Source organism: Ruegeria sp. HKCCA5929 (assembly GCF_013034525.1).
In the GTDB taxonomy this organism is placed as follows: domain Bacteria; phylum Pseudomonadota; class Alphaproteobacteria; order Rhodobacterales; family Rhodobacteraceae; genus Ruegeria.
In genome coordinates this window covers 140,391-165,604 of sequence record NZ_WQGE01000005.1, presented here as the reverse complement: position 1 = coordinate 165,604, position 25,214 = coordinate 140,391, and the positions used below count along the sequence as shown (strand labels likewise).

Sequence of the window (25,214 nt, the reverse complement as noted above, 5' to 3'; positions counted from 1 at the left end):
GCAAAGCGTCGCCAATATGCGGCTTTGTCTGTCCCCTCAAATCGAAGGATGCCCTTGGTCGTACTGAGGCTTCGAATAACGATGGTGTGTGCCTGACCTAATTTGAGTTCCGTACCCAAAGACAGATTAACAATCGTTACCGTTTCCGCAAATGGCCGAACAGAAAGAAAAAAAGGCGCCCGATTGGACGCCTTCTTTTTGGCTTCAGGTGCCGATCAAACCTTCAGGTTTGGAATGATCTGCTTTTTACGGCTCATGATGCCCGGCAGAACAACGGCATCGCCATCAACGGCGGCACCAAAGCTTTTCTCGGCAACAGATTTGACCAGATCGTTCGGAACCAGCAGCGTGGCCTCTTCGTTCAGAATGTCGACGACGAACAGAAGAACCTGGTCGACACCGTCTTCAGCGGCCACGTCAACCATCGATGCAGCCAGGCTGGCTTTGCGATCCAGCACAACGCCGGGGGCTGTTGTTTCCAGAACCGAGACGCGGAACTTGGTGCCGTCGACCTCGTATTCCTTGCTGTCCATGCGGATCAGCTCGGCGTCAGAAAAGGACGAGACGTCTGATTTCGCGGCAAACATGTCGGCGGCATAGGCCGAGATGTCCAGCTCCAGCTCAGCAGCCAGCTTTTCCGCCACCGCACGGTCATGCGCTGTGGTTGTAGGCGAGCGGAATTCCAGCGTGTCCGACAGAATGCAGGTCAGGGCCGCGCCCTTGATGGCGTCGGGCATCTTGGCAGCGTCGTCGCCCATGAGGTCGACCATGATGGTCGCGGTGCAGGCCAGCGGGCGCACGGTGATGTCGATCGGACCTTTAGTTTCCAAGCCACCGACCAGCTTGTGGTGGTCGATGATGGCGCGGATATCAGCGTCGTTGATGCTGGCGGGCAGTTCTGCCGGGTTGTTGGTGTCGACGATGACGACGGGGGTGTCCGCAGCCAGATCTTCGATGATGCGTGGCTTGGGCAGGTCCCAGTTTTCAAGCATAAAGGCCGCTTCGGTGTTGGGCTCACCCAGCAGAACCGGCTCGGTCTGCTCACCTTTGATCTCGTTCAAATACCACGACCACAGGATCGGCGAGCCGGTGGAGTCGGTATCAGGGGATTTGTGGCCAAAAACTAGCGTTGTCATGTCAGCGTCCTGCGGATTGGAAATTTGCGCGCCTTATAGGGCGAGCAAACGCGGTTGTCACGACACAGTCGATAATGTGCGACCGTTGGTCTGAAAATGGCCCAGCGGTTCAGAATTCCGCCCGCGTCAGGCTGTATCCTGCCTGCTCTAACTGGTTCAGCAGACCATGTTCATCGCTAAAGTGGCCGACGCCTACCGCAATGACGGCAGTTTGATCTTTGATCTCAAGAATATGCGTCATCCAATTGGCATTGCGTTCAATCAACAACTGCTGTTCGAACTCTGCCCATTCGGCCTCAAATTCTGCTTCGGTCAGACCTGAAAGCTCTTGCCCCAGCATTCTGCCCAATACAAAGACTTCCGCGTGTTTTTCTTCGAAATACGAGCTCGCCATGGTGGCGATCTGGTCTTCGATGTTTTGGAAGGTTCCAGCCATTCGAGCGAGTGATTGAGCCTGTTCTTCGATCGAGTAAGCGTCGAACATGGTCATCAGGTCTTCGATGCTTTCCAGCGAGTATTGCGGGATACCGTGCTCTTTTGCCAACTGCGTCAGACGCGCGTCCAATCCGTTGGTTCCGTTGGGATCCTGTATGATGCAAGCCGGCAAAGCCAAAGTCATACTCAGGAACCATGGGCGCATCTTGACGCCCATCCAGCTGGGAATGCCGCGATCAGCCATCTCTGATGAAAGAGTGGCCCAATCCTCTTCGGAAATCAGATCCACAAGTGTGGGCCCCGATGTGATCAGGACAGGGCTTGGGTCAGCTGCAAGTTTCCGCTCCCAATCTTTCATTTCCTCCTGAAGGATTTCGAAATAGAACGCATCAGCCTGCGTGAGCGTTGGAGTCAGACGCTCGACGATTGCGTCCATCTGCGGGTAGTTCAGGTGCATGGTGCCCACAAGATGCAGCACAGTGTCGTCTTTGGTCGCAATCCAATGATTGCCTTCGGGATACAGAATGTCTGCTAAAGCGTCCTGCAGGTCGGCTTGGACCGCAGGGGACAAATCGCCTCTCAGGTCGCGTCCCTCGCAGCCAGCCTGCACTATGGCGGGCCACAAAAGACCGAGGAAGAAAAGAAGCACGCGCATCGTTGAATTTCCTTTGAAATCAGAGTTGCTGCAACACTGTACTGGCGGATGGGATGTTGCAAGTTCGATTGCGTTTTCCGATCGGCGGGCTGGTAATCCACTGCAGTTTGCGTAGCATAAACCCATGACCCGCGAGCAGGACCTCTATCCCCCGATCAAAGCACTGTTGGAGTGCCAGGGGTACACCGTAAAGGGCGAGGTGGGTGCGGCTGATGTTGTTGCGGTGCGCGAGGGTGAGGAACCCGTGATCGTCGAACTGAAACTAAGGTTCACGCTGTCGCTGTTCCACCAGGCGGTCACACGGCTGAAATTGACAGATCAGGTTTATGTGGCTGTTCGTAAGCCCACGGGTCGAAGCGCGCGACGGGCGCTCAAAGATAATCTGGCGCTGTGCCGACGTTTGGGCTTGGGCCTGATCACAGTGCGCGCTGACAATGCGGTCGAAGTACAGTGCGATCCCGGCCCCTATGCGCCGCGCAAGAACAAAGCCAGGACCACGCGGCTGCTGCGTGAATTCGACCGGTTGGAAGGGGACCCGAACGCGGGTGGCGCCACGCGTCATGGCATCGTGACCGCCTATCGACAAGACGCGCTGAAATGCGCGGCCTTTCTGGCCGAACATGGCGCAACCAAAGGTGCAGAGGTCGCCAAATCGGCAGGCGTTCCGGCTGCGACCCGGCTTATGCGAGAAAACCACTACGGGTGGTTTGAGAAGGTTGAAAAAGGCGTCTACGGCCTTACTTCTCAGGGAAGCGAAGGGCTGAAGCACTGGGCTTACAGCTGGGAACAGCAGGACTGATCCGATCCGCGAAAAAAATCCCTCACAACTTGTTGACTCGGGGTTTTAGACTCCCTAGCTATGCGTCGTTATCACTCACGTACCCCGAGTGCTAACGCCCCGTCGGAAGGCGAGGGGAGGATTAACAACTTTGAGCCCAAGGAGCTGCAAAGATGGCATTGAAACCGCTTCATGACCGTGTGCTGGTTCGCCGTACCGAAAGCGAAGAGAAAACCGCAGGCGGCCTGATCATTCCTGACAGCGCAAAAGAAAAGCCCAGCGAAGGCGAAGTCGTCGCAACCGGCGAAGGCGCGCGCAAGGACAGCGGCGAATTGATCGCAATGGCGGTCAAAGCTGGCGACAAGATCCTGTTCGGCAAATGGTCGGGCACCGAGGTTCAGGTCGACGGCGAAGAGCTGCTGATGATGAAAGAAAGCGACATCATGGGGATCATCGAGTAAGCCAAAGCGCTTTCTCTGATCTTCATCACAAACTTATTTCTCAAGGAGAAACGACATGGCTGCAAAGGACGTCAAGTTCGACACCGATGCCCGTAACCGCATGCTGGCAGGTGTGAACATCCTGGCCGATGCTGTTAAAGTGACCCTGGGCCCCAAAGGCCGCAACGTGGTTCTGGACAAATCCTTCGGCGCACCGCGCATCACCAAAGACGGTGTTTCGGTTGCCAAGGAAATCGAACTGGAAGACAAGTTCGAAAACATGGGCGCGCAGATGGTGAAAGAAGTCGCCAGCCGCACCAATGACGAAGCCGGTGACGGTACCACCACCGCAACCGTTCTGGCCCAAGCCATCGTTCGCGAAGGTCTGAAGCAGGTTGCAGCGGGCCTGAACCCGATGGACCTGAAGCGCGGCATCGACCTGGCAACCTCGAAGGTTGTTGAAGGCATCAAGTCGGCCTCGCGCGAAGTCAAAGACTCGGCAGAAGTTGCTCAGGTTGGTACTATCTCGGCCAACGGCGAAGCAGAAATCGGTCAGCAAATCGCAGACGCGATGCAGAAGGTTGGCAACGAAGGCGTTATCACCGTCGAAGAAAACAAAGGTCTGGAAACCGAGACCGATGTTGTCGAAGGTATGCAGTTCGACCGTGGCTACCTGTCGCCTTACTTCGTCACCAACGCAGACAAGATGATCGCAGAACTCGATGACTGCATGATCCTGCTGCACGAAAAGAAACTGTCCTCGCTGCAGCCGATGGTTCCGCTGCTGGAACAAGTGATCCAGTCGCAGAAACCGCTACTGATCATCGCGGAAGACGTTGAAGGCGAAGCGCTGGCAACTCTGGTTGTCAACAAACTGCGCGGCGGCCTGAAAATTGCTGCTGTCAAAGCACCGGGCTTCGGCGATCGTCGTAAAGCCATGCTGCAGGACATCGCGATCCTGACTGGCGGTCAGGTCATCAGCGAAGACCTGGGCATGAAGCTCGAGTCCGTCACCATGGACATGCTGGGCACCGCCAAGAAGATCGAAATCACCAAAGACGAAACCACCATCGTTGACGGTGCTGGCGAGAAAGCCGAGATCGAAGCCCGCGTTGGCCAGATCCGCACTCAGATCGAAGAAACCACCAGCGACTACGACCGTGAGAAGCTGCAAGAGCGCGTTGCCAAACTGGCAGGCGGTGTTGCCGTTATCCGCGTCGGCGGCATGACCGAAGTTGAAGTGAAAGAGCGTAAAGACCGTGTGGACGATGCTCTGAACGCAACACGCGCTGCCGTTCAGGAAGGCGTTGTTGTGGGTGGCGGTGTTGCTCTGGTTCAGGCCGGTAAAGCACTGGACGCTCTGGAAGGTGCAAACGCTGATCAGAACGCAGGCATCAACATCGTTCGCAAAGCCATCGAAGCGCCGCTGCGCCAGATCGCCGAGAACGCAGGTGTTGACGGTGCGGTAGTTGCTGGCAAGGTTCGTGAATCCGGCGACGTAACGTTTGGCTTCAACGCTCAGACCGAAGAATATGGCGACATGTTCTCGTTCGGCGTGATCGACCCGGCCAAAGTTGTTCGTACCGCTCTGGAAGATGCGGCATCGGTTGCTGGCTTGCTGGTCACCACCGAAGCTATGGTTGCTGACAAGCCTCAGAAAGACGCACCTGCTGCAGGCGGCATGCCCGACATGGGCGGCATGGGCGGCATGATGTAACCACGTCGAATTCGCTGCGGCGAATTCTGACAGCCCCGACAGGTGATTGGCTGAATGGCCGAGCTACCAAGAGGGGGTGCCATAGTGCTTGTTTTCGGGGTCGCCTTCGGGCGGCCCCGTTTTTGTTGCCAATAGCCGCTGTGCGGCTATGCCTCCGGCGGGAGTATTTTGGAAAAGATGAAGAACGGGCCGCATGTCCAAGGATTGTGAGTGTCCATATCGCTTGCAACCGGATATGCGGGTTCCATGCAACTGTTTGTTCTGACCGCCTTGACCATGTGCGCCTTTGCGGCGAATTCCATCCTGAACCGGTTGGCCATCGACAGCGGCGCCAGTGATCCGGCCGGTTTCGCGGTTATGCGAGTGCTGGCGGGCGCGCTGGTTTTGACCGCGTTGGTTTTGGCACGTGGCGGGCACTTGCCTTTGCTCAACCGTCGGCGGGTCATTGGGGCGGGATCATTGTCTCTGTACATGATCGGGTTTTCCCTGGCGTACCTGACACTGGATGCAGGTCTTGGTGCGTTGGTTTTGTTTGCCGTGGTGCAAATCACGATGTTTGCATTCACTGCCGTCAAGGGTACGCTTCCAACCCGGCAACAGTTGGCGGGCGCGGCCATGGCCTTGGCGGGGTTGGCCTATGTCCTGTGGCCATCGGGCACGGTGCGGGTTGACCCGGCAGGCACCGCCCTGATGATTGCCGCAGGTGTCGGATGGGCCGCTTATTCTTTGGCAGGGCGATCCGAACCAGATGCTTTGCAGGGCACGGCTGCAAATTTCCTTATCGCTTTGCCTGTCACCGGATTAACGCTGCTGATCACAGGGGCAGAATGGAACATGACTGGTATGGGCTATGTGCTGGCAGTTGTGTCCGGGGGTATTACGTCAGGGTTGGGTTACGCTTTGTGGTATCGCGTGCTGCCGAACCTTGCGCCAACAGTGGCGGCCGTGGTTCAGCTCAGTGTGCCTGTCATTGCGATCCTGGGGGGTGTTGTGCTGCTTGGTGAAACGGCAAGCGCCCGGCTTGTCTTTGGCACGGCAGTGGTTCTGGGCGGTATTGCGCTGGCTGTGCTGCAACGTCAGCGGAGCTAGGGCTTTCATCGGCGTCTCATAGGCTTTATCTGGCGCGTATGAGACTATTGATTGCCCTGCTGTTTTTCATTTTCCCTGCTGCCGCCAGCGCGAAATGCGTGATCCTTTTGCATGGGCTGGCGCGGACTGAGGCTTCGTTTGCCGTGATGGAGGAGTTGTTCGAGGCACATGGCTATAAGGTCGTGCGCCCCGGGTACCCATCGACCGAAATTGGCATTCCGGAACTTGCTGAACAGACCCTGCCTGATGCTTTCGCCGCTTGCGGAGAGGATAAAGTCAATGTCGTTGCGCATTCCATGGGCGGCATCCTGCTGCGGTATTGGCTAAAGGATCACCACCCCGCCAACATGGGCCGCGCTGTCATGCTTGGCCCTCCGAACCAAGGCAGCCAGCTGGTTGACGAGCTCAGCGCGTGGGAGGTGTTCGGGTATCTGAACGGCCCAGCAGGGCTGCAACTGAGCACAGGGCCCGAAGGCATCCCTCGTCGTCTGCCCCCGGTGGATTTCGAACTGGGTGTCATCGCAGGAAGTGAATCTCTGAACCTTGTGTTTTCCTCGATTATCGATGGTCCCGACGATGGCAAGGTTTCGATTGAAAGCACCAAGGTCGAAGGTATGACCGATCATCTTATCTTACCGGTGACGCATACTTTCATGATGAACAACCCGCAGGTCATGGCACAGGCACTGCATTTCATCGAATTCGGTCGGTTTGATCCGCAGATCACTTGGCTCGATGGTGTGATGGACATAATAGACGAGATCTGTATCGGGCAGGACTGCCCAGACCCGGACTCGGAGCGTTCACGATGACTGCTTTGAACCTGACATTGACCGGGGCAGAGGTTCTGTTGCCGGGTGAGGGTTTGTCTCGTGCTGATCTGACCATAGCAGAAGGTGCGATACAGGCAGAGCCAACCGGGCGCAGGGTTGATCTGAGCGGCTATCTTGTCTTGCCCGGCATTATCGATCTGCACGGGGACGGTTTCGAACGCCATATCGCCCCACGTCGCGGTGCGATGAAGCAGATGAACGAAGGCATTCTTTCGGTCGAGGCCGAGTTAGCTGCGAACGGCATTACCACCGCAGTGCTGGCTCAGTTTTACAGCTGGGAAGGCGGCGTGCGAGGACCGGACTTTGCGGCGCAGGTGTTTCAGGCCATTGCCGCCGTAAAAGACAGCACCGTCACGGATCTGATCCCTCAACTGCGGTTTGAGACCAATATGTTGGAGGACTATGCCGGATTGGCCCGTCGCATCGCTGACTGGCAGGTGCCTTACGTAGTGTTTAATGATCATCTGCCGCATGATCGCTTGGCGCAGGGTAAAAAGCCTCCACGCCTGACCGGGCAGGCGCTGAAGGCCGGGCGCAATCCAGATGCGCATTTTGAGATGTTGCTCAACATGCATGCGCGTCGTCACGAGGTGCCAGCGGCGGTCGAGGCGCTGTGTGCTGACCTGGGGGAAATTGGCGTACGTCTGGGCAGCCATGATGACGCCACCGCTGATGCAAGGGCATGGTGGCGTGATCGAGGTGTCCGTATTGCCGAATTCCCGGAAACGCTGGAGGCTGCCGAGGCGGCACGTTCAGCCGGGGATCACATCATCCTTGGTTCACCCAACGTAGTGCGGGGTGGATCGCATAAAGGAAACGCCAGTGCGGTCGAACTGATCGCTATGGGCCTTTGCGATGCCTTGGCGTCAGACTACCACTATCCCAGTCCGCGCCGGGCTGCATTGATGCTGTTCAAAACCGGTTTGCTTGATTTCGAATCTGCTTGGAACCTGATTTCTTCGGGTCCTGCAAAAGTGCTTGATCTGCCGGACCGGGGCACACTTACCCCCGGCAAACGGGGTGATTTGGTCATTCTCGATGCGGCTACCCACCGGGTCGCATCGACCATGGCCGGTGGGCGTATCAGCCACATGTCAGGGGACATTGCGGCACGCTTTCTGAACGCAACGATGCCGTAGATAAAGTATTACTTTATCGCTTAATCCTGTTGAAATGCCCCATCTTGCGTCCGGCTTTGACCTCGGCTTTGCCGTATAGATGAAGTGCTACGTCCCGCTCGCGGGCCAGCTCGGGCACGCGATCCATGTCGTTGCCGATCAAGTTCTCCATCACCACATCCGAATGACGCTGCCCGTCGCCCAATGGCCAGCCCGCCACGGCCCGGATATGTTGTTCGAACTGATCCACAGCACAGCCATTCTGCGTCCAATGGCCCGAGTTGTGCACGCGCGGTGCAATCTCGTTTACGATCAGACCAGCGGGCGTGACGAACAGTTCTACCCCCATGACACCTACATACTCCAAGGCATTGAGAATGTTGGCGGCCAGCAGGATTGCATCTGTGCGCTGGGCAGGGGACAGGCGGGCAGGGATCGTGGTGGTGCGCAGGATGCCGTCGCGATGTACATTCTCGCCCGGATCGAAACAGGCCACCTGGCCGTCCAACCCGCGTGCTGCGATGATCGACACCTCGTGTGAGAAGTCTACGAACCCTTCCAGAATAGCAGGCGCGCCCGCCATGTCGGCCAAAGCAGCCTCGGCGTCCTCGGGGATGCGCAACCGCGCCTGCCCCTTTCCGTCATAGCCAAAGCGGCGTGTTTTCAGGATGGCCGGTGTCCCGATTTGTTCGATTGCCGTGTTCAGGCTGTCCAGATTGGAAATATCCGCAAACGGGGCCGTTTTCAGACCCAGGTCTTGCAGGAAATTTTTCTCGGTCAAACGATCCTGACTGACCCGCAGCGCTTCGCGCCCCGGGCGGATCGGGCGGTGGGATTCCAGAATGTCCAGCGCCTCGGTCGGGATGTTTTCGAACTCATAGGTGATGACATCCACCGCGTCGGCAAATGCTTTCAAGGCATCGATGTCGTCGTAAGCTGCCGTCGTGACACGATCCGCGACTTGCCCGGCGGGCGGGTTTGCGCCCGGTTCATAGATATGTGTGACAAAGCCCAGCCTTGACGCCGCCACCGACAGCATCCGGCCCAGTTGACCGCCCCCAAGAATTCCGATCACCGCACCTTGGGCAAGCATTTCTGCCATCTTCAACTCTCCAAACGTTTGCCAATTGCACTCAACGCCGAACGCAGCGCGTCATGCGCGCCCTGATCCTTCAGGGTGTCTGTCATCTGCAAGCTCAATGTGCCCTCTGTCGCAAGCGCGTCTCGCTCCTGCGCCAGCCGACCTGCGTTGCCTTTTTCCATCGTGGCCAGGAAGCCTGACATCAATTGAGTGGTATAGAATTCCGCCCTGTCAGCATCGCCGGTCGTCTCGCCCAGCCATTTGGCGCCGGTGGCCATCAGATCGAGAATGCCGGGCACCATGGCGCAGATAGCGAAATGTGCGTTCAGCGCGAATTCATCCGCAACCTTGACCACAGGGTTCTCGGGCTCAAACAAGCTGGCCAGCAACCGATCGTTGCCAAAAGCAGCCATCGGGCAGCCGCCGGTTTCAAGAAAACCCAGCGGAATGGTCTGCACGAAATCCGATGCTGGCGAACACAACTCGGAAAGCTGTTCGGCGGAAACCGCCGCCATGACCGAAACGATCTGCTGATCGGAACGAAAATTCAGAGGGGCCAGAACCTCAGCGGCGATATGCGGGCGCAGGCACAGGAACACAATGTTCGAGGCATCAATCACTTCCTGGGGGGCAGCGACCTTCACGCCCAGCTCGGTTTTCAAGGCGGAAGAAACATCGGTATTGCGCTCGGTCACGCAGATTTCATGTCCTTTGGCTGCCATCAGCCGCGCGATTGGGGCGGCGATATGGCCTGTGCCGATGAGGCCGATGCGGCTCATCCCTGCGGTTCCTCAGGGATTGAGGCTGACAACGCCTCGCGCCAGTTGTCCAGCCGTTCGGCCAAAGCCTCGTCTTGCAGAGCCAGAATACCGGCAGCCATCAGGCCGGCGTTGGCTCCTCCAGCGGACCCGATTGCCATGGTCGCAACGGGAAAACCCTTGGGCATTTGCACGATGGAATACAGCGAATCCACGCCTGACAGGGCGCGGGTGTGTACGGGAACTCCGATCACCGGCACCCGCGTTTTCGATGCCATCATGCCAGGCAGATGCGCAGCGCCGCCAGCGCCCGCGATGATCACGTGCAATCCACGCGATACGGCGGTCTTGCCATAGTCCCACAGCCGGTCTGGTGTGCGGTGGGCGGACACGATGCGCGCTTCATAAGCGATGCCCAGTTCGTCCAGAATATCTGCGGCTTCTTTCATCGTGGGCCAGTCAGATTGGCTGCCCATGATGATCCCGACTTTCACTTCGCTCATCCGCTTTTGTCCCTGCGCTCAGAAAGAGCGCGCACTATAGCCAAATCCGGTTCTCTGGCAATGCGCTACAGGGCGTTCAGGCAATGATATCGGGGGTCAGGCGGTCTTCGATGATGCGGATGATGTCTTTCAGACGCAGTTTCTCTTTTTTCAGTCGTCGTAGCGTCAACTGATCCGCAGTTCCCCGGTCATGCAGCGCTTCAATCGCTTCGTCCAGATCGCGGTGCTGACGGCGGAAAACTTCCAGCTCAACCCGCAGAACTTCGTCAGTTTTCATGGAAAGATCAGTGGGCGCGTTCATTGGCGACTCGGGGTTGTTGTGGTGCTTGCCCAACAAGATAGTGTGTCAGACGTTATCGCGCCAGACCTTGTGGACATCCTGGTTTCTTCCCATATTCTATTACAGGCGGTTGCCAGAACGGGGCCGCACACCACGTCGCTTTGACAATAAAGGACGAAAATACGTGTCGAAACTTACTCTTGGCTCATACCCGCATCTTTTGGGGTTCGAGCAACTGGAACGCCTTCTGGAACGGTCTGCAAAGGCTGGCAACGAAGGATACCCGCCCTATAATATCGAACAGACTTCGGACTTTTCCTATCGCATCACTCTGGCGGTGGCCGGGTTTGCCGAAGAGGATCTGTCGATCACGATCGAGGATCGCCAGCTGGTGATCCGGGGCCGTCAACGCGACGACAGCGAGGGGCGAATATTCCTGCATCGCGGCATTGCGGCGCGCCAGTTTCAGCGCATGTTCGTGCTGGCTGACGGTGTCGAAGTGGGCGAGGCGATCATGGAAAACGGTCTGCTGCACGTGGATCTGACCCGCGCCGTGCCGGAAGCTGTGGTGCAGACCATCAACATACGGAAGGGGTAAGAGCAATGAATACACCGATAGAACTCGACACCGAAGGCGACCGTATCGTTTATGTCAAAACGGTCGAGGTTGCCGATCTGCCGCGTGATCTGCGCGATCAGGCAGGGGATCTGGACCAGCTTTACGCTGTGCATGATTCCGATGGGCAGCAGCTGGCGCTGGTGGCCGACCGCAAGCTGGCTTTTGTGCTGGCCCGCCAGCATGACTTGTCCCCGGTGGCCGTTCACTGAACGGCCTCTCTGCGCCTATTGGGGCGTGACAATTCCCGCAACACAAGCGACACATACGAACTGGCGGACTATGCCGCTTTCACCTGTTCCCCGGAGCTAATCGCATGAGCTGGTTCGAATTCGATTGGGTAGACGCCTTCAGTGACCGCGCCTTTGGTGGCAATGGATGTGCTGTGGTTCATGACGGTGCACATCTGCCCGAGCAGGTGTGCATGGCCTATGTGCGCGAAACCTCTCTGGTCGAATGCACATTTACCGGCCCATCTGACGTGGCCGATATCCGCGTACGGTATTTTCTGGCCAGCCGGGAAATTCCCTTTGCCGGGCATCCAACAATTGCCACTGTCGCTGCCATGCGGTCGCGTGGGATGATCGAAGGCGAAAGCCTGACACTGGAAACCGGGGCAGGGGTCGTCTCGATTCGGTTGACAGGTGATGAGATCGAAATGACCCAGGTCGCACCTCAATTTGGTGCACATGTTCCTGTGGATCTGGTGGCTTCGACCATCGGCCTTCCTGAAAGCGCCATAATCTCTCCGCCTCAGTTTGTTTCAACCGGTCTGCCGTTCTGCATCACCGTTCTGCGTGACCATAAGGCCTTGCGAGCGGCTCAACTGGTCGAGGGTCCTTTGAGAAAAGTGGCCGAGGCCGCCGGATTTTCGGGTTCGGATATGGCTGAACCCTTTCTGGTCACGCTGGAAGGAGCCACCGATGCAGGTGATACGTTCTCGCGTCTGTTGCTCGCCCCTCCCAGCCCGCCCGAAGACCCGTTCACTGGGTCTGCTACGGGCGCCATGGCGGCGTATCTTTGGAAATATGGATTGATGTCCAAAGACAGTTTCATCGCGGAACAGGGCCACGACATGGGACGTCCCGGACAGGCGACTGTCACGCGTGTCGGCCCGACAGATGGAATGACCGGGATCAAGGTCGCTGGACGAGGGCATGTGTTGATGCGCGGGCAGGTCGATCTGCCGACGAACGAATAGACAAGGACCGGGATTTCGCAATTTTGCGCGGAACGTCTGACAAACAGAACTTCCGCTGAACTGGCCGCGTGTGGCCACGCCGCGATGTGAAATCGCACACTATACTGTCTTTACCGCCTTGGCGCAGGTCGCATCCAGTCCAGTGGTTTGATCGGCGCGGACCGAGGGTCGATTCCATGTCGGGCGCAAAGCGTATCGAGATATGATCCCGGAACCGGTAGTCCGGCCAGTTGGGTTGCCAACAGCTTTTTCTGATGACCGTAGACATGGACCGAATGCGTAACTTCGCCCTCGATCTCTTCCAGCGCCACGTTCGGGTCATGCAATTTCCAAAGCTCGGCCGGTGCCAGCGGATAGAGGGTCTCGGCCGCCATCGCGTACTTGTCTTCACCGGTTTGGCGCAAGAAATGCCCAAAGGCTTTTGGGCAAGAGCTGCCCCAGGGCAGGCTTTCTATACCCCAACTTTCACCGTTTGCGATACGCTCACGATTATGCCGTCTTGCACGCCGACCACGCCACGGTTGGGTTGGGTTTGCCGACATCACGAAATCTTGCATCAGCCCAAGTGTTTGGGAGTTATTGGGCAAGCGTAAAACCCCGGTTGGAAAGTCGTCGGCTTTGGAGCGCGCGAACACCCAATCAGACGAAAAGTCGAAGGCTTTCACGCAATATGCGTCGAGATCGACCCAGATAACCTCGCTTTGCTGAATCAGATGCAATCTGAAGATGTCAGAGAATACGGCTACGCCCTGTCGGTCTCCGGGTTGCAGGGGATAGGGCGAGGGCCAGAAGACGTCGCTGGCGGGGCGCGTCTGGACACCTGCGGGGATGCCTTGTGTCTCGTGCGGGAGATACAGAACAAACGCATGCCCTTGGTCCAGAAAGGATCGAATGCAGATCTGCTCCAGCCAGGTCAGATCGGACCCGAACCAGAAACTGGCAATGGTTGGCAAAGTGCGAGTCATGGTTCGTGTCTACCCGGCATCCCGCCACACAGCACCAACCCAAGCAGCGCTTGTCAATCAGGACAAACAAAAAAGGCCCCCGGAAACCGGAGGCCGAAAAGTCTTGGTGCGCTGGCGTCAGTTTGCAGCGATCAACCCCATGCTTTCCAGCTTCAGCAGAACCTGATGGGCACAGTTATCGACGTCGACATTCTCTGTCTCGACGGACAACTCCGGGTTCTGTGGTACGTCATAGGGGTCAGAGATGCCGGTGAACTCTTTGATCTTGCCCTCGCGCGCCAGCTTGTACAGCCCCTTGCGGTCACGGCGTTCGCATTCCTCAATCGAGGTCGCAACATGCACTTCACAGAAGGCACCGAACTGTTCGATCTCTTCCCGAACCGCCCGGCGGGTGGTCGCATAAGGTGCGATCGGTGCACAGATGGCGATACCACCGTTTTTGGTGATCTCGCTGGCCACATAGCCAATGCGGCGGATGTTCAGGTCGCGGTGCTCTTTCGAGAAACCCAGTTCTGACGAAAGGTTCTTACGCACGATGTCTCCATCCAGCAGCGTCACGGGACGGCCACCCATTTCCATCAGCTTGACCATCAGCGCGTTGGCGATGGTCGATTTGCCCGAGCCTGAGAAGCCGGTGAAGAACACGGTAAAGCCCTGTTGGCTGCGTGGCGGCTTGGTTTTGCGCAGTTCGGCCACAACCTCGGGGAACGAGAACCATTCCGGGATTTCCAAACCCTCGGCCAGACGGCGGCGCAGTTCTGTGCCGCTGATGTTCAGGATGGTGACATCATCTTTATCGAGAATCTCGTCATTCGGCTCGTATTGAGCGCGTTCCTGCACATAAACCATGTGTTTGAAATCAACCATCTCGACGCCAATTTCATCTTGGTATTGGCGGAACAAGTCCTGCGCGTCATAGGGGCCATAGAAATCTTCCCCGGCTGAATTCTTCCCCGGACCGGCATGGTCGCGCCCGACGATGAAGTGTGTGCAGCCGTGGTTGGCGCGGATCAGCCCGTGCCAGACCGCCTCGCGCGGGCCAGCCATGCGCATCGCCAGGTTCAACAACGACATCGATGTGGTGGATGCTGGATATTTGTCCAGCACAGCCTCATAGCAACGGACACGGGTGAAGTGATCCACGTCTCCGGGCTTGGTCATGCCGACCACAGGGTGGATCAGCAGGTTGGCCTGTGCTTCCTTCGCGGCGCGGAAGGTCAGTTCCTGATGCGCGCGGTGCAGCGGGTTGCGGGTCTGGAAAGCCACAATGCGGCGCCAACCCAGCTTGCGGAAATAGGCGCGCAGTTCGTTCGGTGTATCGCGGCGGGCGCGGAAGTCATAGTGAACGGGCTGTTGAATACCCGTCACCGGACCGCCCAGATAGACCTTACCGGCCACGTTGTGCAGATAGTTGACTGCGGGGTGTGCGTCGTCGTCTGCGCCGAACACCTTCTCGGCCTCACGCGCCTTGTCCGGCGTCCAGCGGTCGGTCACGGTCATGGTGGCAAGGATCACGCCTTCCTGATCGCGCAGGGCGATGTCCTGGCCCAGCTGGATGCTATCGGCAAACTCTTCGCTGACATCCAGCGTGATCGGCATCGGCCAGAGCGTACCATCTGACAGACGCATATTCTCGACCACACCGTCATAGTCGGCCTCGGTCAGGAAGCCCTTGAGCGGATTGAAGCCGCCATTCATCAGCAGTTCCAGATCGCAGATCTGGCGTGGGCTCAGGTCATGGCTGGTCAGATCCGCCGCCTCAACCTTCAGTTTCGCAGCCGAGTCATACGACACATAAAGCTCGGGGATCGGGCCATAGGGCATGACTTTTGCAGGGCGCGGAGCCGCCTCAGTTTTCACTTGCTTGTTCATTTTCCAAAGACTTTCAGACGGTTTCCGACACGCGGATGCGGTGCTTGTACAGGTGATCGTAGTGAGGCTTCATCCGACGATGGACGCGACGCACACGTTCCGGAGCATCAGCCACTTCGATATATTTACGTTTTTGTGGTGTCAGGCCGGTGGATTGCGCCAGATTGGCGTGGAACGAGCCGCCATCCCACCAACTGTGCTCGGACGGGTCGCCGCCCGCTTCCCAGGTCAGCGCCTCTGGGATGAAGGGAATGCCAACGGAGTCGCAGAACGCCTTGGTCATGTCATGGGGGTTTTCCAGCAAGTCGTCACTGTCAACAACCGGGGGGGTCTTGCCGTCGTTCAGCGCCGTCAGCAGGTCGAACAGCGCGCGCTGCTCGGGAAAGCCAACCTCCAGCTCATCGAAATCCGGCCATTTGTTGTACATGGACGAAATCGTCTTGGCCGGGTCGCGGATCAGGAACGCATGGGTGAAATGCGACAGAAACTCAGGATCCCACATGTGGTTGATATAATGCGGGAAGTCTTTGATGAAGACGGGGCCTTTTTCGGCACGGGCTTTGATGTCGTCCGACACGCTTTCCAGGGTGAGGCCGGGGGTCGTGACCTCACCTTCTTTGTAGCGCGGCCACATTGGGTCTTCACCTTGGTACCAGGCTTCGCCGAAAGGTTCGTGCAGGCAATCCAGATCGCCACGCTGGCGCATCATCCATTCAAACGCGGTCGAGGTAGAGCGGGGTATCGCCCAAAGAGCTACAATCTTGTGCATTCGCTTCAGTCTTTCAGTGAGGAGAGCAGGCTGCCCTGCTGGGTTTCCGGGGCCAGGCCCAGGGTTTTGAAGATGCGCCAGTAGAGCGCAGTGTCATGGCCGATGACCGGCTTGCCGAGGCGTTCTTCCAACTCGACCTCATAGTGAACCGGACGTTGCGCAATTCCGTCAGACGGACGGCGGTAGTTGCTCATCCCGTTGATCAGATAGGCATCCACATTGGGGGCTTTGTCGGCGGTATAATCGAAGGACTTGTAAATCAGCTCTTCGTCAAAACACCAAATGCAATCATCGACCGCCTCTTGGCTGTCGAACCAACCCTGATCAAAGAAGTTGCCGGCCCAGACCACGTCGAACCCGGCTTCTTTCAGAAATCCTACAGTTCCTTGATACCATGTGTCCCTGTGATAGCAGGCGTTGAGCGCAACCTTTTCGACATTCTGATCCCGCAGCGCCTCGACCATCGAATAGCCAGACATGTGAAACGGCGTTTCGTACTTGTCGCTCAGCATTTCGATATGTTGGCGGATGCCCTCAACACCTAGACCACTGGCGTGCACCCAGTTCGAACCGACCTGCCCGCAGACGTCAGCGCCGTTGTTGGCCATACATTCCATGTATTCTTCCAGCAGGCCAAAGTTCTTTTTACGCTGATCAAGGCGATGGGCGTAGTCCGGCACGTGAAGCATACGCCCGTGAACGCCCACACTGCGCGGAGCCATGCGCAGGAAGTCCGACGGGGCTGCATCAAAGTCATGCGGAGGGCAAGTGAAGCCCACCTGATGCGGGAACAGTTTAACCTTGGGGTTTTCCCACTTGGGCGGCTTTACGTAGGTGTTCATCGCTCTTCTTTTCCATTGGAGAATTCTAGCCGAGAGTTAGACCTGTTTCGCCTAATTTTCCTATTGCTTTTTTGTGCCTCTACTCATATCGAAATTGATATGACGTCCCGTATGTATAACCTGCCATCAACAAGTTCTCTGATTGCGTTTGAGGCGGTGGCGCGGTTACAGGGGTTTGCGCGAGCAGCCGAAGAACTTAATACCTCTCAGCCTGCAATCAGCCGTCACATCCGCAATCTGGAAATTCGTTTTGGGGCGGATCTTTTTCATCGGGACAGAACACCGATTTGCCTGACGGCTAAAGGAAGCTTGTTCTATGCCGGAGTCGTTCAGGGATTTGACGCATTACAGAACGCGGTTCGGGATCTTGAGCGCGTCGAGAACCGGGTCACATTGGTGTGTTCACATTCAGTATCGCATCTGTTGCTTATGCCCCGCTTCGGAAAACTCCGGCAGGCGTTGGGTCGCAATGTCGAGCTACGTTTTATGACATCGGCGTACAATCTGGTTCAGGCTGCTGTTGAGACAGGCGGTGATATCGTTTTTGAATACTCTGCATCACCGCCGGAGCACGAACATGTCGTTGTTTGCAAGGAAGAAATTAAGCCCATTGGAACGCCCGAGAACGTTGCCAGAGCGATAGACGCTTTGCAGGGCAAATGCGATCCGCCACCGCTTTTGAAGCTTCAAAAGGAAAACTATGGTTGGATGGACTGGTCCGACTGGCAAAGCGCGCATCCCGACTATGCCAATTGGCCGATTTCGGAAGAATTCGATAGCTATGTCTATTTGTTGGAAGCCGCTGCTTCCGGTGAGGGGCTTGGCCTTGGGTGGCGTAGCTTTGTCGATGCCTATCTGGACCGTGGCGATCTGGTTGAAATGCCCGATGACTGGTATTCAAGAGAGACGATTATTTATGCCAGGCTGACCCGCTACGGGCAACAGAACCCTATCGCTCGAAAATGCCTCAAACTGCTGGAGAACCTTTAGCCACATCGCTGTTGGTCCACGAATTTATAGCGGACACATGGGGGCGAAACACCGTATCGCAACACAAGCCTTTGATATGGGCAGCATCAGGCGTAAAACAGATTTGCGAGCAGAATCCCCTGCCCTCGAAAAATCCCCTGCCCTCGTAAAAAAACGTCAGATCAATCACCGCTTGAAGCTGAAGAAACGCCGTATCTGCTGATCATCATTTCAACACTGTTTGCGATCGTTTGCGCCATTTCCGATTCGCTAAGCGTTCCACCCGTGAACATCAGCGGCCAAAAAGCACGCGCCTTGATCAGACCGACAAACTCGATCCCCGCGCGTTCGGGATCATCGACCTGCAACTGCCCGTCCTGGGCCGCATCCTTCAACATCGCAATAAAGGTCTGGGTCTTGTCCAGTTTCCCTTGAACCTTCGCCGCAAGTTCAGGGTTGCGCAAAGTTTCGCTGACCACCATCCGCGCCATGGCGATCACGTCGGGATGCATCAGAATCCGCCCCTCGGCCCAGGCCAGTTCAGTCAATTGCTCACGAATATCGCGGCCTTTTTCATACCGGATTTCCAGAACTTCGGCAAAACGGCTGGACAGCTCAACAACGATAGAGCGAAAAAGATTGTCCTTACTTTCGAAATACTTATACAGCGTACGCTTGGACACTTCTGCCCGAGCTGAAATTCGATCCATACTGGCCGCAGCAAAACCCTTTTCCTGGAATTCGGCCACAGCAGCTTCGATGATCTGTGCGTATTTGGACGCATTCGGTGTGCTGCATTCGTTCATATCAGAGCTATAGACCCATTGACGGGGAGCGGTCAAACCCTAGGTAAACGCAAGAGTTTACGAGGGCGCAAATCTGTGCCACTAGTAAACCCGCCAGTTTACCACTCTGGGAACCAGCGCTAACAGGAGAGTCCCCAATGTCCTTAACTTTGAAACTAAACGGCAAGACCCATGAGGTTGATGCCGAACCCGGCACGCCCTTGCTGTGGGTGATCCGGGACGAGTTGAAGCTGACCGGAACCAAATTCGGATGTGGCGTTGCGTCGTGCGGCGCGTGTACCGTGCATTTGAATGGCGAGCCTGTCCGCTCGTGCCAGACTTACATCGAAGACGTCGAAGACGCCGAAATAACCACAATCGAAGCGGTTGGCGACGACAAGATCGGTGCTGCTATTCAACAGGCATGGGTCGAGCTGGATGTGGTTCAATGCGGCTATTGCCAATCGGGTCAGGTGATGTCGGCAGTGGGGCTGCTTTCGGAAAATCCCAATCCCTCTGCGGAAGAGATCGACGATTACATGGCTGGCAACGCGTGCCGCTGCGCCACCTATCAACGCATCCGCGCCGGTATCCAGCGCGCGTCTGAAATCCTGGAGGCCTGATTCATGACTATCAACACTTCCCGCCGTGGATTTCTGAAAGGTGCTGCCGCTGCTGGTGCCGTCCTGCTGGTTGGCGCTCGTCCTGATGGCTCGCTTGCTGCCACAACAACGGAAAGCGCACAGTTCAATCCGTTTGTGAAAATTGACGCCGATGGCACAGTGACCGCTATCGTAAAGCACTTTGAGATGGGTCAAGGACCAGCGACCGGCCTGCCCACTTTGATTGCCGAGGAAATCGGCTTACGCATGGACCAGATCGAGTATGAATTTGCGCCGTCCAATGCACAGGTCTACGCCAACTTGGCGTTCGGTCAGGCACAAGGCACCGGCGGGTCGACCGCCATGGCAAACTCTTGGCAACAATACCGTCAGGCCGGAGCCGCAGCGCGCGAAATGTTGATCAACGCAGCCGCTCAGGCTTGGGGCGTGGATGCATCGGGTGTGACCATCGAGGAGGGCATCGTCAAAGCGGGCGACAAGTCGGCACCGATTGCTGAATTTGTTGCTGCTGCTGCACAACTCGAAGCGCCAGCCGAACCGCAGCTTAAAGACCCGTCAGAGTTTCGCCTGATCGGCAACGAAGCCGTGCGCCGTAAGGATTCGGCGATCAAAGGCAATGGCCAGGCCATTTACGGCATGGACCTGCACCTGCCCAACCAAATGGTTGCGATGATCAAACGTCCAGACGCTCGCGGTGGAACGGTCAAGAGTTTTGACGACAGCGGGTCACAGCAAGTCAAAGGTTTCATCAACGCAGCGACCCTGCCGAACCAGGCCGGTGTGGCTGTCTATGCCGAAAACACATGGGCGGCTATTCAGGCGCGTGAAGCGCTTGAGGTTGAATGGGATGTTTCCGCTGCCGAAACCCGCAGTTCTCAGCAAATTGAGGAAGAAATCCGCGCCGCTTTGGACGCTGCGCCTCAGTACAACGTCAACGGGGCGGACGCGACCGAAGTTGCAGCAAAGATCGACGGTGCCGACACAGTTCTGGAGAAAACGTTCTACTTCCCGCTGCTAGCACATGCACCGATGGAACCGATGAACTGCACCATCGAACAGGCAGAGGACGGTACGATTGTGCTGCACGACGCGGCGCAGATTCCTACCATCGTACATTTCGCCCTGGCCGCAGTCTTTGAATTGCCGCCTGAGAAAATCCAGATCAACACCCTGTTGGCCGGTGGTTCTTTTGGACGCCGCGCAACACCGGACGCAGACTATCAGGTCGAGGCGGCGTTGGCCTTTGTGCTCACAGATCGCACCCGCCCGGTGAAGCTGGTTTGGACACGTGAAGATGATATCCGCAGCGGCTATTACCGCCCGGCGTTCGGCCACAAGGTTCGGATTGGACTGGACGGTCAAGGCGACATCGTCGGATGGCAGCACCAGGTCGCAGGCCAGTCCATCATGAAAGGTACACCCTTCGAAGCGGTATTGGTTCATGACGGCATTGATCACAGCTCGATCGAAGGTATCGCGGACAGCCCTTATGCAATTCCCGGTATGGCCTTGGGGTTAACGGACACACCAAAAGCAACCTCGCTTCTGTGGTGGCGGTCTGTGGGGCACACCCACACGGCCTATGTCATGGAAACCATGATGGATCTTGCCGCTCAGAGCGCGGGACGCGATCCGGTAGAGTTCCGCTTGGCTCATTTGTGCGACAGCAGCAATCCTGACCAGCAGCGCAAGGCGGCCGTGTTGAAGCTGGCTGCGGAAAAGGCTGGCTGGGGAACCCCTCGTGAGGGCCGGGCATTAGGTGTTGCGGTTCACAAGTCTTTTGGGTCTTACGCAGCTGAAGTGGTCGAGATTTCGGGCGATCCGGAAAGCGGCATCAAGATCGAAAAGGTCACTTGCGCCGTGGATTGTGGCATTGCCGTGAACCCCGATACTGTGCGCGCCCAGATGGAAGGTGGCATTGGATACGGCATTGGCCATGTGATGCGTGACCAGATCACACTGACCAGCGGAGCGGTAGATCAGAGTAATTTCCCTGACTATGAACCGCTTCGCATTGGCGATATTGCCGCGATCGACGTGCATATCATGCCGTCCGCCGAGGCACCGACTGGTGTTGGCGAACCCGGCACTCCGCCTTCGGCGCCGGCGCTGGCCAACGCGATCCACGCCTTGTCGGGCGTTCTTGTTGCGCAACTGCCGATGGAAGAGAACGGCGTTAGTTTTGCATAAATAGCTTCGCCCCGCGCCGGGTCACACCAGCGCGGGGCTTGGCCTTGGTCTCCTGATCTAGAATTTGATCAAATTTGGTGACAAAACAGGTTCATTGAAGTACATCACGGGGAACCAGCACCGACGGAGCCCCCTATGGACCTGAGCGCCCTGCACAATTTTCGCGTTGCCGCATGTGACTTGAATGGCCAGATGCGTGGCAAGCGCGTTCCCCCTGCCTATGCGGACAAATTGGACAAAGGCGCTGTTCGAATGCCGTTTTCAGCATTGAACGTCGATCTATGGGGCGCCGATATCGACGGCAGCCCGCTTGTCTTTGAAACCGGTGATGCTGATGGCGTGTTGCGTCCGACCGAACGCGGCGCAGTCCCTGTACCATGGCTTGAGAGTGAAACAGCCCTGGTGCCAATGAGCCTTTATGATGATGAAGGCGTTCCATTTGCCGGAGATCCACGCCACGCGTTGTCAGCCACGCTGGACCGTTATGCGCAACGCGGCTGGTCGGTCATGGCGGCAACCGAGCTGGAGTTTACTCTGGTGGATGCCTCTGGCCCGCAACCGCAACCTCCGATAAACCCTATTACCGGACGTCGTATGTCGGACGAAGCCGTTCTGTCGGTCGCTGAAATGGACGCGTTCGAGGAGTTTTTCACCGACCTGTACGACGGCTGTGCCGACATGGGCATCCCTGCACAGACGGCTATCTCAGAAAGCGGTATCGGCCAGTTTGAGATCAACCTGAACCACCAAGGCGCTATGCGATGCGCTGACGATACGTGGCTTTTCAAGACCTTGACGCGTGGGCTGGCCCGCAAACATGGGTTTGCGGCTACCTTCATGTCGAAACCCTATGCCGATGATGCAGGCAACGGGATGCATGTGCATTTCTCGGTTCTGGATCAGGACGGGCGCAACGTGTTCGACAACGACGGGTCAGAAGGTACTCAGGTTCTGAAGTCTGCCGTTGCAGGCTGTGTTGCGGCCATGCCGGGAAGCACACTGATCTTTGCGCCGCACGGCAACTCTTACACCCGGCTGGTGCCGGGCGCTCATGCGCCGACGGGGGCGTGCTGGGCCTACGAGAACAGAACTGCTGCCATTCGTATTCCGGGCGGAAACCCATCCGCGCGCCGTATCGAGCACCGCGTCGCAGGAGGGGACATCAACCCCTACCTCATGCTGACTGCGGTTCTGGGGGCGGCACTGGTTGGTATAGAAGACGGGCTGCAACCGCCTGCTCCGATTTCCGGAAATGCGTATGATCTGACAGACTTGCCGCAGCTGATGCCCGACTGGTCAACGGCAATAGACCGATTTGAAGCAGACCCCATGATCGCTCGCCTGTTCCCTACCGATCTGATCCGGTATCTGGCCATGACCAAACGACAGGAAGTCAAACGGTTTTCGGGCATCCCACCAGAGGCGCACTGGCTGAGCTACCTTGAGGCGGTTTGACCCTCTTGCCGCCTTGTATGGACTCGGCTAGTATGAATTTGATCAAATTTGGTGACGTATGAAAATCGGCATATTACAAACCGGCCACACCCCCGATGTGCTGCAGGGTGAATTCGGAGATTACGATGCTCTGTTTCCCAAACTTCTTGATGGGCACGGGTTTGATTTCGAAACCTTCGCCGTGGTGGACGGCATTTTCCCGAAGGATGCTGATGACGCAGACGGTTGGGTCATCACCGGTTCGCGCCATGGCGCTTATGAAGACCTGCCTTGGATTGCACCGCTGGAAGCACTGGTCCGAGAGATCCACCAAAGCGGCAAACCCCTTATTGGTGTGTGTTTTGGTCACCAGATCATCGCGCAGGCCCTTGGCGGCAAGGTCGAAAAATTCTCGGGCGGATGGGCCGTAGGGCGCACCGAATACGACTATAACGGGGATAAGGTCTGGCTGAATGCCTGGCATCAGGATCAGGTTGTAGACCTTCCTGAACAGGCGCGTGTTCTGGGACGGAATGCATTCTGTGAAAACGCGATGCTGGCTTATGGGGACACAATCTGGACCGTTCAGGCGCATCCAGAGTTTTCCAACGGTTTCGTTTCGGGCCTGATGCGAACACGGGGCAAAGGCGTGGTTCCCGACACCCTTATGCAAGCCGCCGCAAACCGTGAAACTGCACCTGATGACAATGCCAGAATCGCGCGCCAGATGGCCGAGTTTCTAAAGAAAGAGAGAGCCTGATGGCTGATTGGACCGATAAACTGCCGGACGCCGCCAAAGCGTATTTCCATGGGCAAAGGCTGGACGAGGTTGAGTGCATCATCTCAGACCTGCCGGGTATTGCGCGGGGCAAGGCGGTGCCTGCCTCAAAGTTTGCAAAGCAGTCGTATTTCCACCTACCCGACAGCATATTCTACCAGACCATCACTGGTGGCTGGGGTGAAGCTGCGGGTGAAGATGGCTTTATCGAGCGGGACATGATCCTGAAGCCCGATTTCTCGACCACCTCCGCCGCGCCCTGGACCGGAGACTGGACGCTGCAGGTGATCCACGACGCCTATGACCGAGAGGACAACCCTATCCCGTACAGCCCGCGTAACGTCCTGAAGCGTGTTGTACAGCTTTATCACGACAAGGGCTGGAAACCTGTTGTCGCGCCCGAGATGGAGTTTTTCTTGGTCGCCCCCAATGTCGACCCGGCACAGGGCATTAAGCCGATGATGGGGCGCTCTGGTCGCCCAGCCGCCGCGCGACAGGCCTATTCCATGACTGCGGTGGACGAGTTCGGCCCGGTGATCGACGACATCTATGATTTCGCTGAACACCAGGGGTTCGAGATCGACGGCATCACGCAGGAAGGCGGAGCCGGACAGTTGGAGATTAACCTGCGTCACGGCAATCCGATCAAGCTGGCGGATGAGGTGTTCTATTTCAAACGCCTGATCCGCGAAGCCGCGCTGCGCCACAACTGTTTCGCGACGTTCATGGCCAAACCGATCGAGGAAGAGCCCGGATCGGCCATGCACATCCACCATTCGATCATCGACATGGAAACCGGTGAGAACATCTTCTCCGGTCCGCAAGGCGGTGAGACGGACGCGTTTTACCATTTCATCGCAGGCTTGCAGAACCACTTGCCTGCTGGTCTGGCGGTGATGGCACCATATGTGAATTCGTACCGTCGCTATGTGAAAGACCACGCCGCGCCGATCAATCTGGAATGGGCCCGCGACAACCGTACAACCGGTATCCGCGTGCCCCTATCCAGCCCGGCGGCGCGCCGTGTCGAAAACCGCATCGCCGGAATGGACTGCAACCCGTATCTGGGCATCGCGTTGTCACTGGCCTGCGGCTATCTGGGACTGGTCGAACAGGAACGCCCCCGCCGCCAATTCTATGGCGACGCTTATGAAGGCGAAGGGGATATTCCTCAGATCATGGGGGAAGCGCTGGATCTGTTTGACGGGGCCACTGCCCTGCACGAGGTCCTTGGACCTGAATTCGCCCGCGTCTACGGCATTGTAAAACGGGCCGAGTACGAGGAATTCCTGCAGGTCATCTCTCCGTGGGAACGCGAACATCTTTTGGTCAACGTCTGAGACGCGC

26 protein-coding genes are annotated in these 25,214 nt (G+C 57.1%); 15 read left to right on the top strand and 11 right to left on the bottom strand.

Annotated features, from left to right (window positions below; genetic code table 11):
• Positions 1-215: 215 nt before the first annotated feature.
• Positions 216-1,136 carry a manganese-dependent inorganic pyrophosphatase gene (locus GOV90_RS13695; protein ID WP_171091705.1) on the bottom strand — a complete coding sequence of 307 codons (921 nt, stop codon included), beginning with the start codon at positions 1,134-1,136 and terminating at the stop codon, positions 216-218.
• Between the two features lie 109 nt (positions 1,137-1,245).
• A complete protein-coding gene (locus GOV90_RS13690; protein ID WP_171091703.1) occupies positions 1,246-2,226 on the bottom strand; it encodes a TraB/GumN family protein in 981 nt (326 codons plus the stop codon).
• 124 nt (positions 2,227-2,350) lie between these two features.
• Between GOV90_RS13690 and GOV90_RS13685 the strand changes: the two genes are divergently transcribed.
• From GOV90_RS13685 to GOV90_RS13660, 6 genes are all read left to right on the top strand, one after another.
• Positions 2,351-3,025 (top strand): DUF2161 domain-containing phosphodiesterase, encoded by a 675-nt coding sequence (locus GOV90_RS13685; RefSeq protein WP_171091701.1) that lies wholly within the window; start codon positions 2,351-2,353, stop codon positions 3,023-3,025.
• Positions 3,026-3,177: 152 nt separating this feature from the next.
• Positions 3,178-3,465 (top strand): co-chaperone GroES, encoded by a 288-nt coding sequence (gene groES / locus GOV90_RS13680; RefSeq protein WP_170352338.1) that lies wholly within the window; start codon positions 3,178-3,180, stop codon positions 3,463-3,465.
• 55 nt (positions 3,466-3,520) lie between these two features.
• Complete coding sequence (groL, locus tag GOV90_RS13675; protein WP_171091699.1) at positions 3,521-5,161, top strand: chaperonin GroEL; 1,641 nt, start codon at positions 3,521-3,523, stop codon at positions 5,159-5,161.
• Between the two features lie 246 nt (positions 5,162-5,407).
• Positions 5,408-6,250 carry a DMT family transporter gene (locus GOV90_RS13670; RefSeq protein ID WP_171092019.1) on the top strand — a complete coding sequence of 281 codons (843 nt, stop codon included), beginning with the start codon at positions 5,408-5,410 and terminating at the stop codon, positions 6,248-6,250.
• 38 nt (positions 6,251-6,288) lie between these two features.
• Complete coding sequence (locus tag GOV90_RS13665) at positions 6,289-7,062, top strand: triacylglycerol lipase (RefSeq protein ID WP_171091697.1); 774 nt, start codon at positions 6,289-6,291, stop codon at positions 7,060-7,062.
• Positions 7,059-8,222: an alpha-D-ribose 1-methylphosphonate 5-triphosphate diphosphatase gene (locus GOV90_RS13660; RefSeq protein ID WP_171091695.1), complete on the top strand. Its 1,164-nt coding sequence runs from the start codon at positions 7,059-7,061 to the stop codon at positions 8,220-8,222. The genes GOV90_RS13665 and GOV90_RS13660 overlap by 4 nt, the downstream gene beginning before the upstream one ends.
• 13 nt (positions 8,223-8,235) lie before the next feature.
• Here GOV90_RS13660 and GOV90_RS13655 read toward each other — a convergent pair whose 3' ends face one another.
• From GOV90_RS13655 to GOV90_RS13640, 4 genes are all read right to left on the bottom strand, one after another.
• Positions 8,236-9,303, bottom strand: a complete 1,068-nt coding sequence (locus GOV90_RS13655) for a 5-(carboxyamino)imidazole ribonucleotide synthase (protein WP_171091693.1) — start codon at positions 9,301-9,303, stop codon at positions 8,236-8,238.
• Positions 9,304-9,305: 2 nt separating this feature from the next.
• Positions 9,306-10,061 (bottom strand): NAD(P)-binding domain-containing protein, encoded by a 756-nt coding sequence (locus tag GOV90_RS13650; RefSeq protein ID WP_171091691.1) that lies wholly within the window; start codon positions 10,059-10,061, stop codon positions 9,306-9,308.
• The gene (purE, locus tag GOV90_RS13645; protein WP_171091689.1) at positions 10,058-10,543 is read right to left on the bottom strand and encodes a 5-(carboxyamino)imidazole ribonucleotide mutase; all 486 of its coding nucleotides are present in this window, start codon (positions 10,541-10,543) and stop codon (positions 10,058-10,060) included. The genes GOV90_RS13650 and purE overlap by 4 nt, the downstream gene beginning before the upstream one ends.
• Positions 10,544-10,619: 76 nt before the next feature.
• Positions 10,620-10,844 (bottom strand): YdcH family protein, encoded by a 225-nt coding sequence (locus GOV90_RS13640; RefSeq protein WP_050604880.1) that lies wholly within the window; start codon positions 10,842-10,844, stop codon positions 10,620-10,622.
• Positions 10,845-11,007: 163 nt separating this feature from the next.
• On the opposite strand from GOV90_RS13640, the gene GOV90_RS13635 reads away from it, so the two are divergent.
• The 3 genes from GOV90_RS13635 (at position 11,008) to GOV90_RS13625 (ending at position 12,640) form a co-directional block, all read left to right on the top strand.
• Positions 11,008-11,421 carry an Hsp20 family protein gene (locus tag GOV90_RS13635; RefSeq protein WP_171091687.1) on the top strand — a complete coding sequence of 138 codons (414 nt, stop codon included), beginning with the start codon at positions 11,008-11,010 and terminating at the stop codon, positions 11,419-11,421.
• 5 nt (positions 11,422-11,426) lie between these two features.
• Positions 11,427-11,651, top strand: coding sequence for a DUF1150 family protein (locus GOV90_RS13630; RefSeq protein ID WP_171091685.1), 225 nt, complete (start codon positions 11,427-11,429; stop codon positions 11,649-11,651).
• A 104-nt stretch (positions 11,652-11,755) separates the two neighbouring features.
• Positions 11,756-12,640, top strand: a complete 885-nt coding sequence (locus tag GOV90_RS13625) for a PhzF family phenazine biosynthesis protein (protein WP_171091683.1) — start codon at positions 11,756-11,758, stop codon at positions 12,638-12,640.
• A gap of 110 nt (positions 12,641-12,750) precedes the next feature.
• On the opposite strand, the gene GOV90_RS13620 is transcribed toward GOV90_RS13625, so the two are convergent.
• The 4 genes from GOV90_RS13620 to GOV90_RS13605 form a co-directional block, all read right to left on the bottom strand.
• A complete protein-coding gene (locus GOV90_RS13620) occupies positions 12,751-13,605 on the bottom strand; it encodes a hypothetical protein (RefSeq protein ID WP_171091681.1) in 855 nt (284 codons plus the stop codon).
• A gap of 117 nt (positions 13,606-13,722) precedes the next feature.
• On the bottom strand, positions 13,723-15,477 hold the full coding sequence (locus GOV90_RS13615; RefSeq protein WP_254440149.1) for a bifunctional sulfate adenylyltransferase/adenylylsulfate kinase: 1,755 nt from the start codon (positions 15,475-15,477) through the stop codon (positions 13,723-13,725).
• A gap of 13 nt (positions 15,478-15,490) precedes the next feature.
• Positions 15,491-16,246: a sulfotransferase family protein gene (locus tag GOV90_RS13610; RefSeq protein WP_171090842.1), complete on the bottom strand. Its 756-nt coding sequence runs from the start codon at positions 16,244-16,246 to the stop codon at positions 15,491-15,493.
• A 5-nt stretch (positions 16,247-16,251) separates the two neighbouring features.
• A complete protein-coding gene (locus GOV90_RS13605) occupies positions 16,252-17,088 on the bottom strand; it encodes a hypothetical protein (protein ID WP_171090845.1) in 837 nt (278 codons plus the stop codon).
• A gap of 111 nt (positions 17,089-17,199) precedes the next feature.
• On the opposite strand from GOV90_RS13605, the gene GOV90_RS13600 reads away from it, so the two are divergent.
• Positions 17,200-18,078 carry a LysR family transcriptional regulator gene (locus GOV90_RS13600; RefSeq protein ID WP_171172860.1) on the top strand — a complete coding sequence of 293 codons (879 nt, stop codon included), beginning with the start codon at positions 17,200-17,202 and terminating at the stop codon, positions 18,076-18,078.
• 161 nt (positions 18,079-18,239) lie between these two features.
• Here GOV90_RS13600 and GOV90_RS13595 read toward each other — a convergent pair whose 3' ends face one another.
• Positions 18,240-18,863 (bottom strand): TetR/AcrR family transcriptional regulator, encoded by a 624-nt coding sequence (locus tag GOV90_RS13595; RefSeq protein ID WP_171090848.1) that lies wholly within the window; start codon positions 18,861-18,863, stop codon positions 18,240-18,242.
• A gap of 137 nt (positions 18,864-19,000) precedes the next feature.
• Here GOV90_RS13595 and GOV90_RS13590 point away from each other — a divergent pair, with 137 nt between their 5' ends.
• The 5 genes from GOV90_RS13590 to GOV90_RS13570 all read left to right on the top strand — a co-directional run bounded on the left by GOV90_RS13590 (position 19,001) and on the right by GOV90_RS13570 (position 25,207).
• The gene (locus GOV90_RS13590; protein WP_171090850.1) at positions 19,001-19,465 is read left to right on the top strand and encodes a (2Fe-2S)-binding protein; all 465 of its coding nucleotides are present in this window, start codon (positions 19,001-19,003) and stop codon (positions 19,463-19,465) included.
• A 3-nt stretch (positions 19,466-19,468) separates the two neighbouring features.
• Entirely contained in the window at positions 19,469-21,655 is a 2,187-nt protein-coding gene (locus GOV90_RS13585) for a xanthine dehydrogenase family protein molybdopterin-binding subunit (RefSeq protein ID WP_171090852.1), read from the top strand.
• A gap of 135 nt (positions 21,656-21,790) precedes the next feature.
• Positions 21,791-23,110, top strand: a complete 1,320-nt coding sequence (locus tag GOV90_RS13580; RefSeq protein WP_171090854.1) for a glutamine synthetase family protein — start codon at positions 21,791-21,793, stop codon at positions 23,108-23,110.
• A 58-nt stretch (positions 23,111-23,168) separates the two neighbouring features.
• On the top strand, positions 23,169-23,849 hold the full coding sequence (locus GOV90_RS13575; RefSeq protein ID WP_171090856.1) for a type 1 glutamine amidotransferase: 681 nt from the start codon (positions 23,169-23,171) through the stop codon (positions 23,847-23,849).
• The gene (locus GOV90_RS13570) at positions 23,849-25,207 is read left to right on the top strand and encodes a glutamine synthetase family protein (protein ID WP_171090858.1); all 1,359 of its coding nucleotides are present in this window, start codon (positions 23,849-23,851) and stop codon (positions 25,205-25,207) included. The genes GOV90_RS13575 and GOV90_RS13570 overlap by 1 nt, the downstream gene beginning before the upstream one ends.
• The last annotated feature ends 7 nt before the right edge of the window (positions 25,208-25,214 follow it).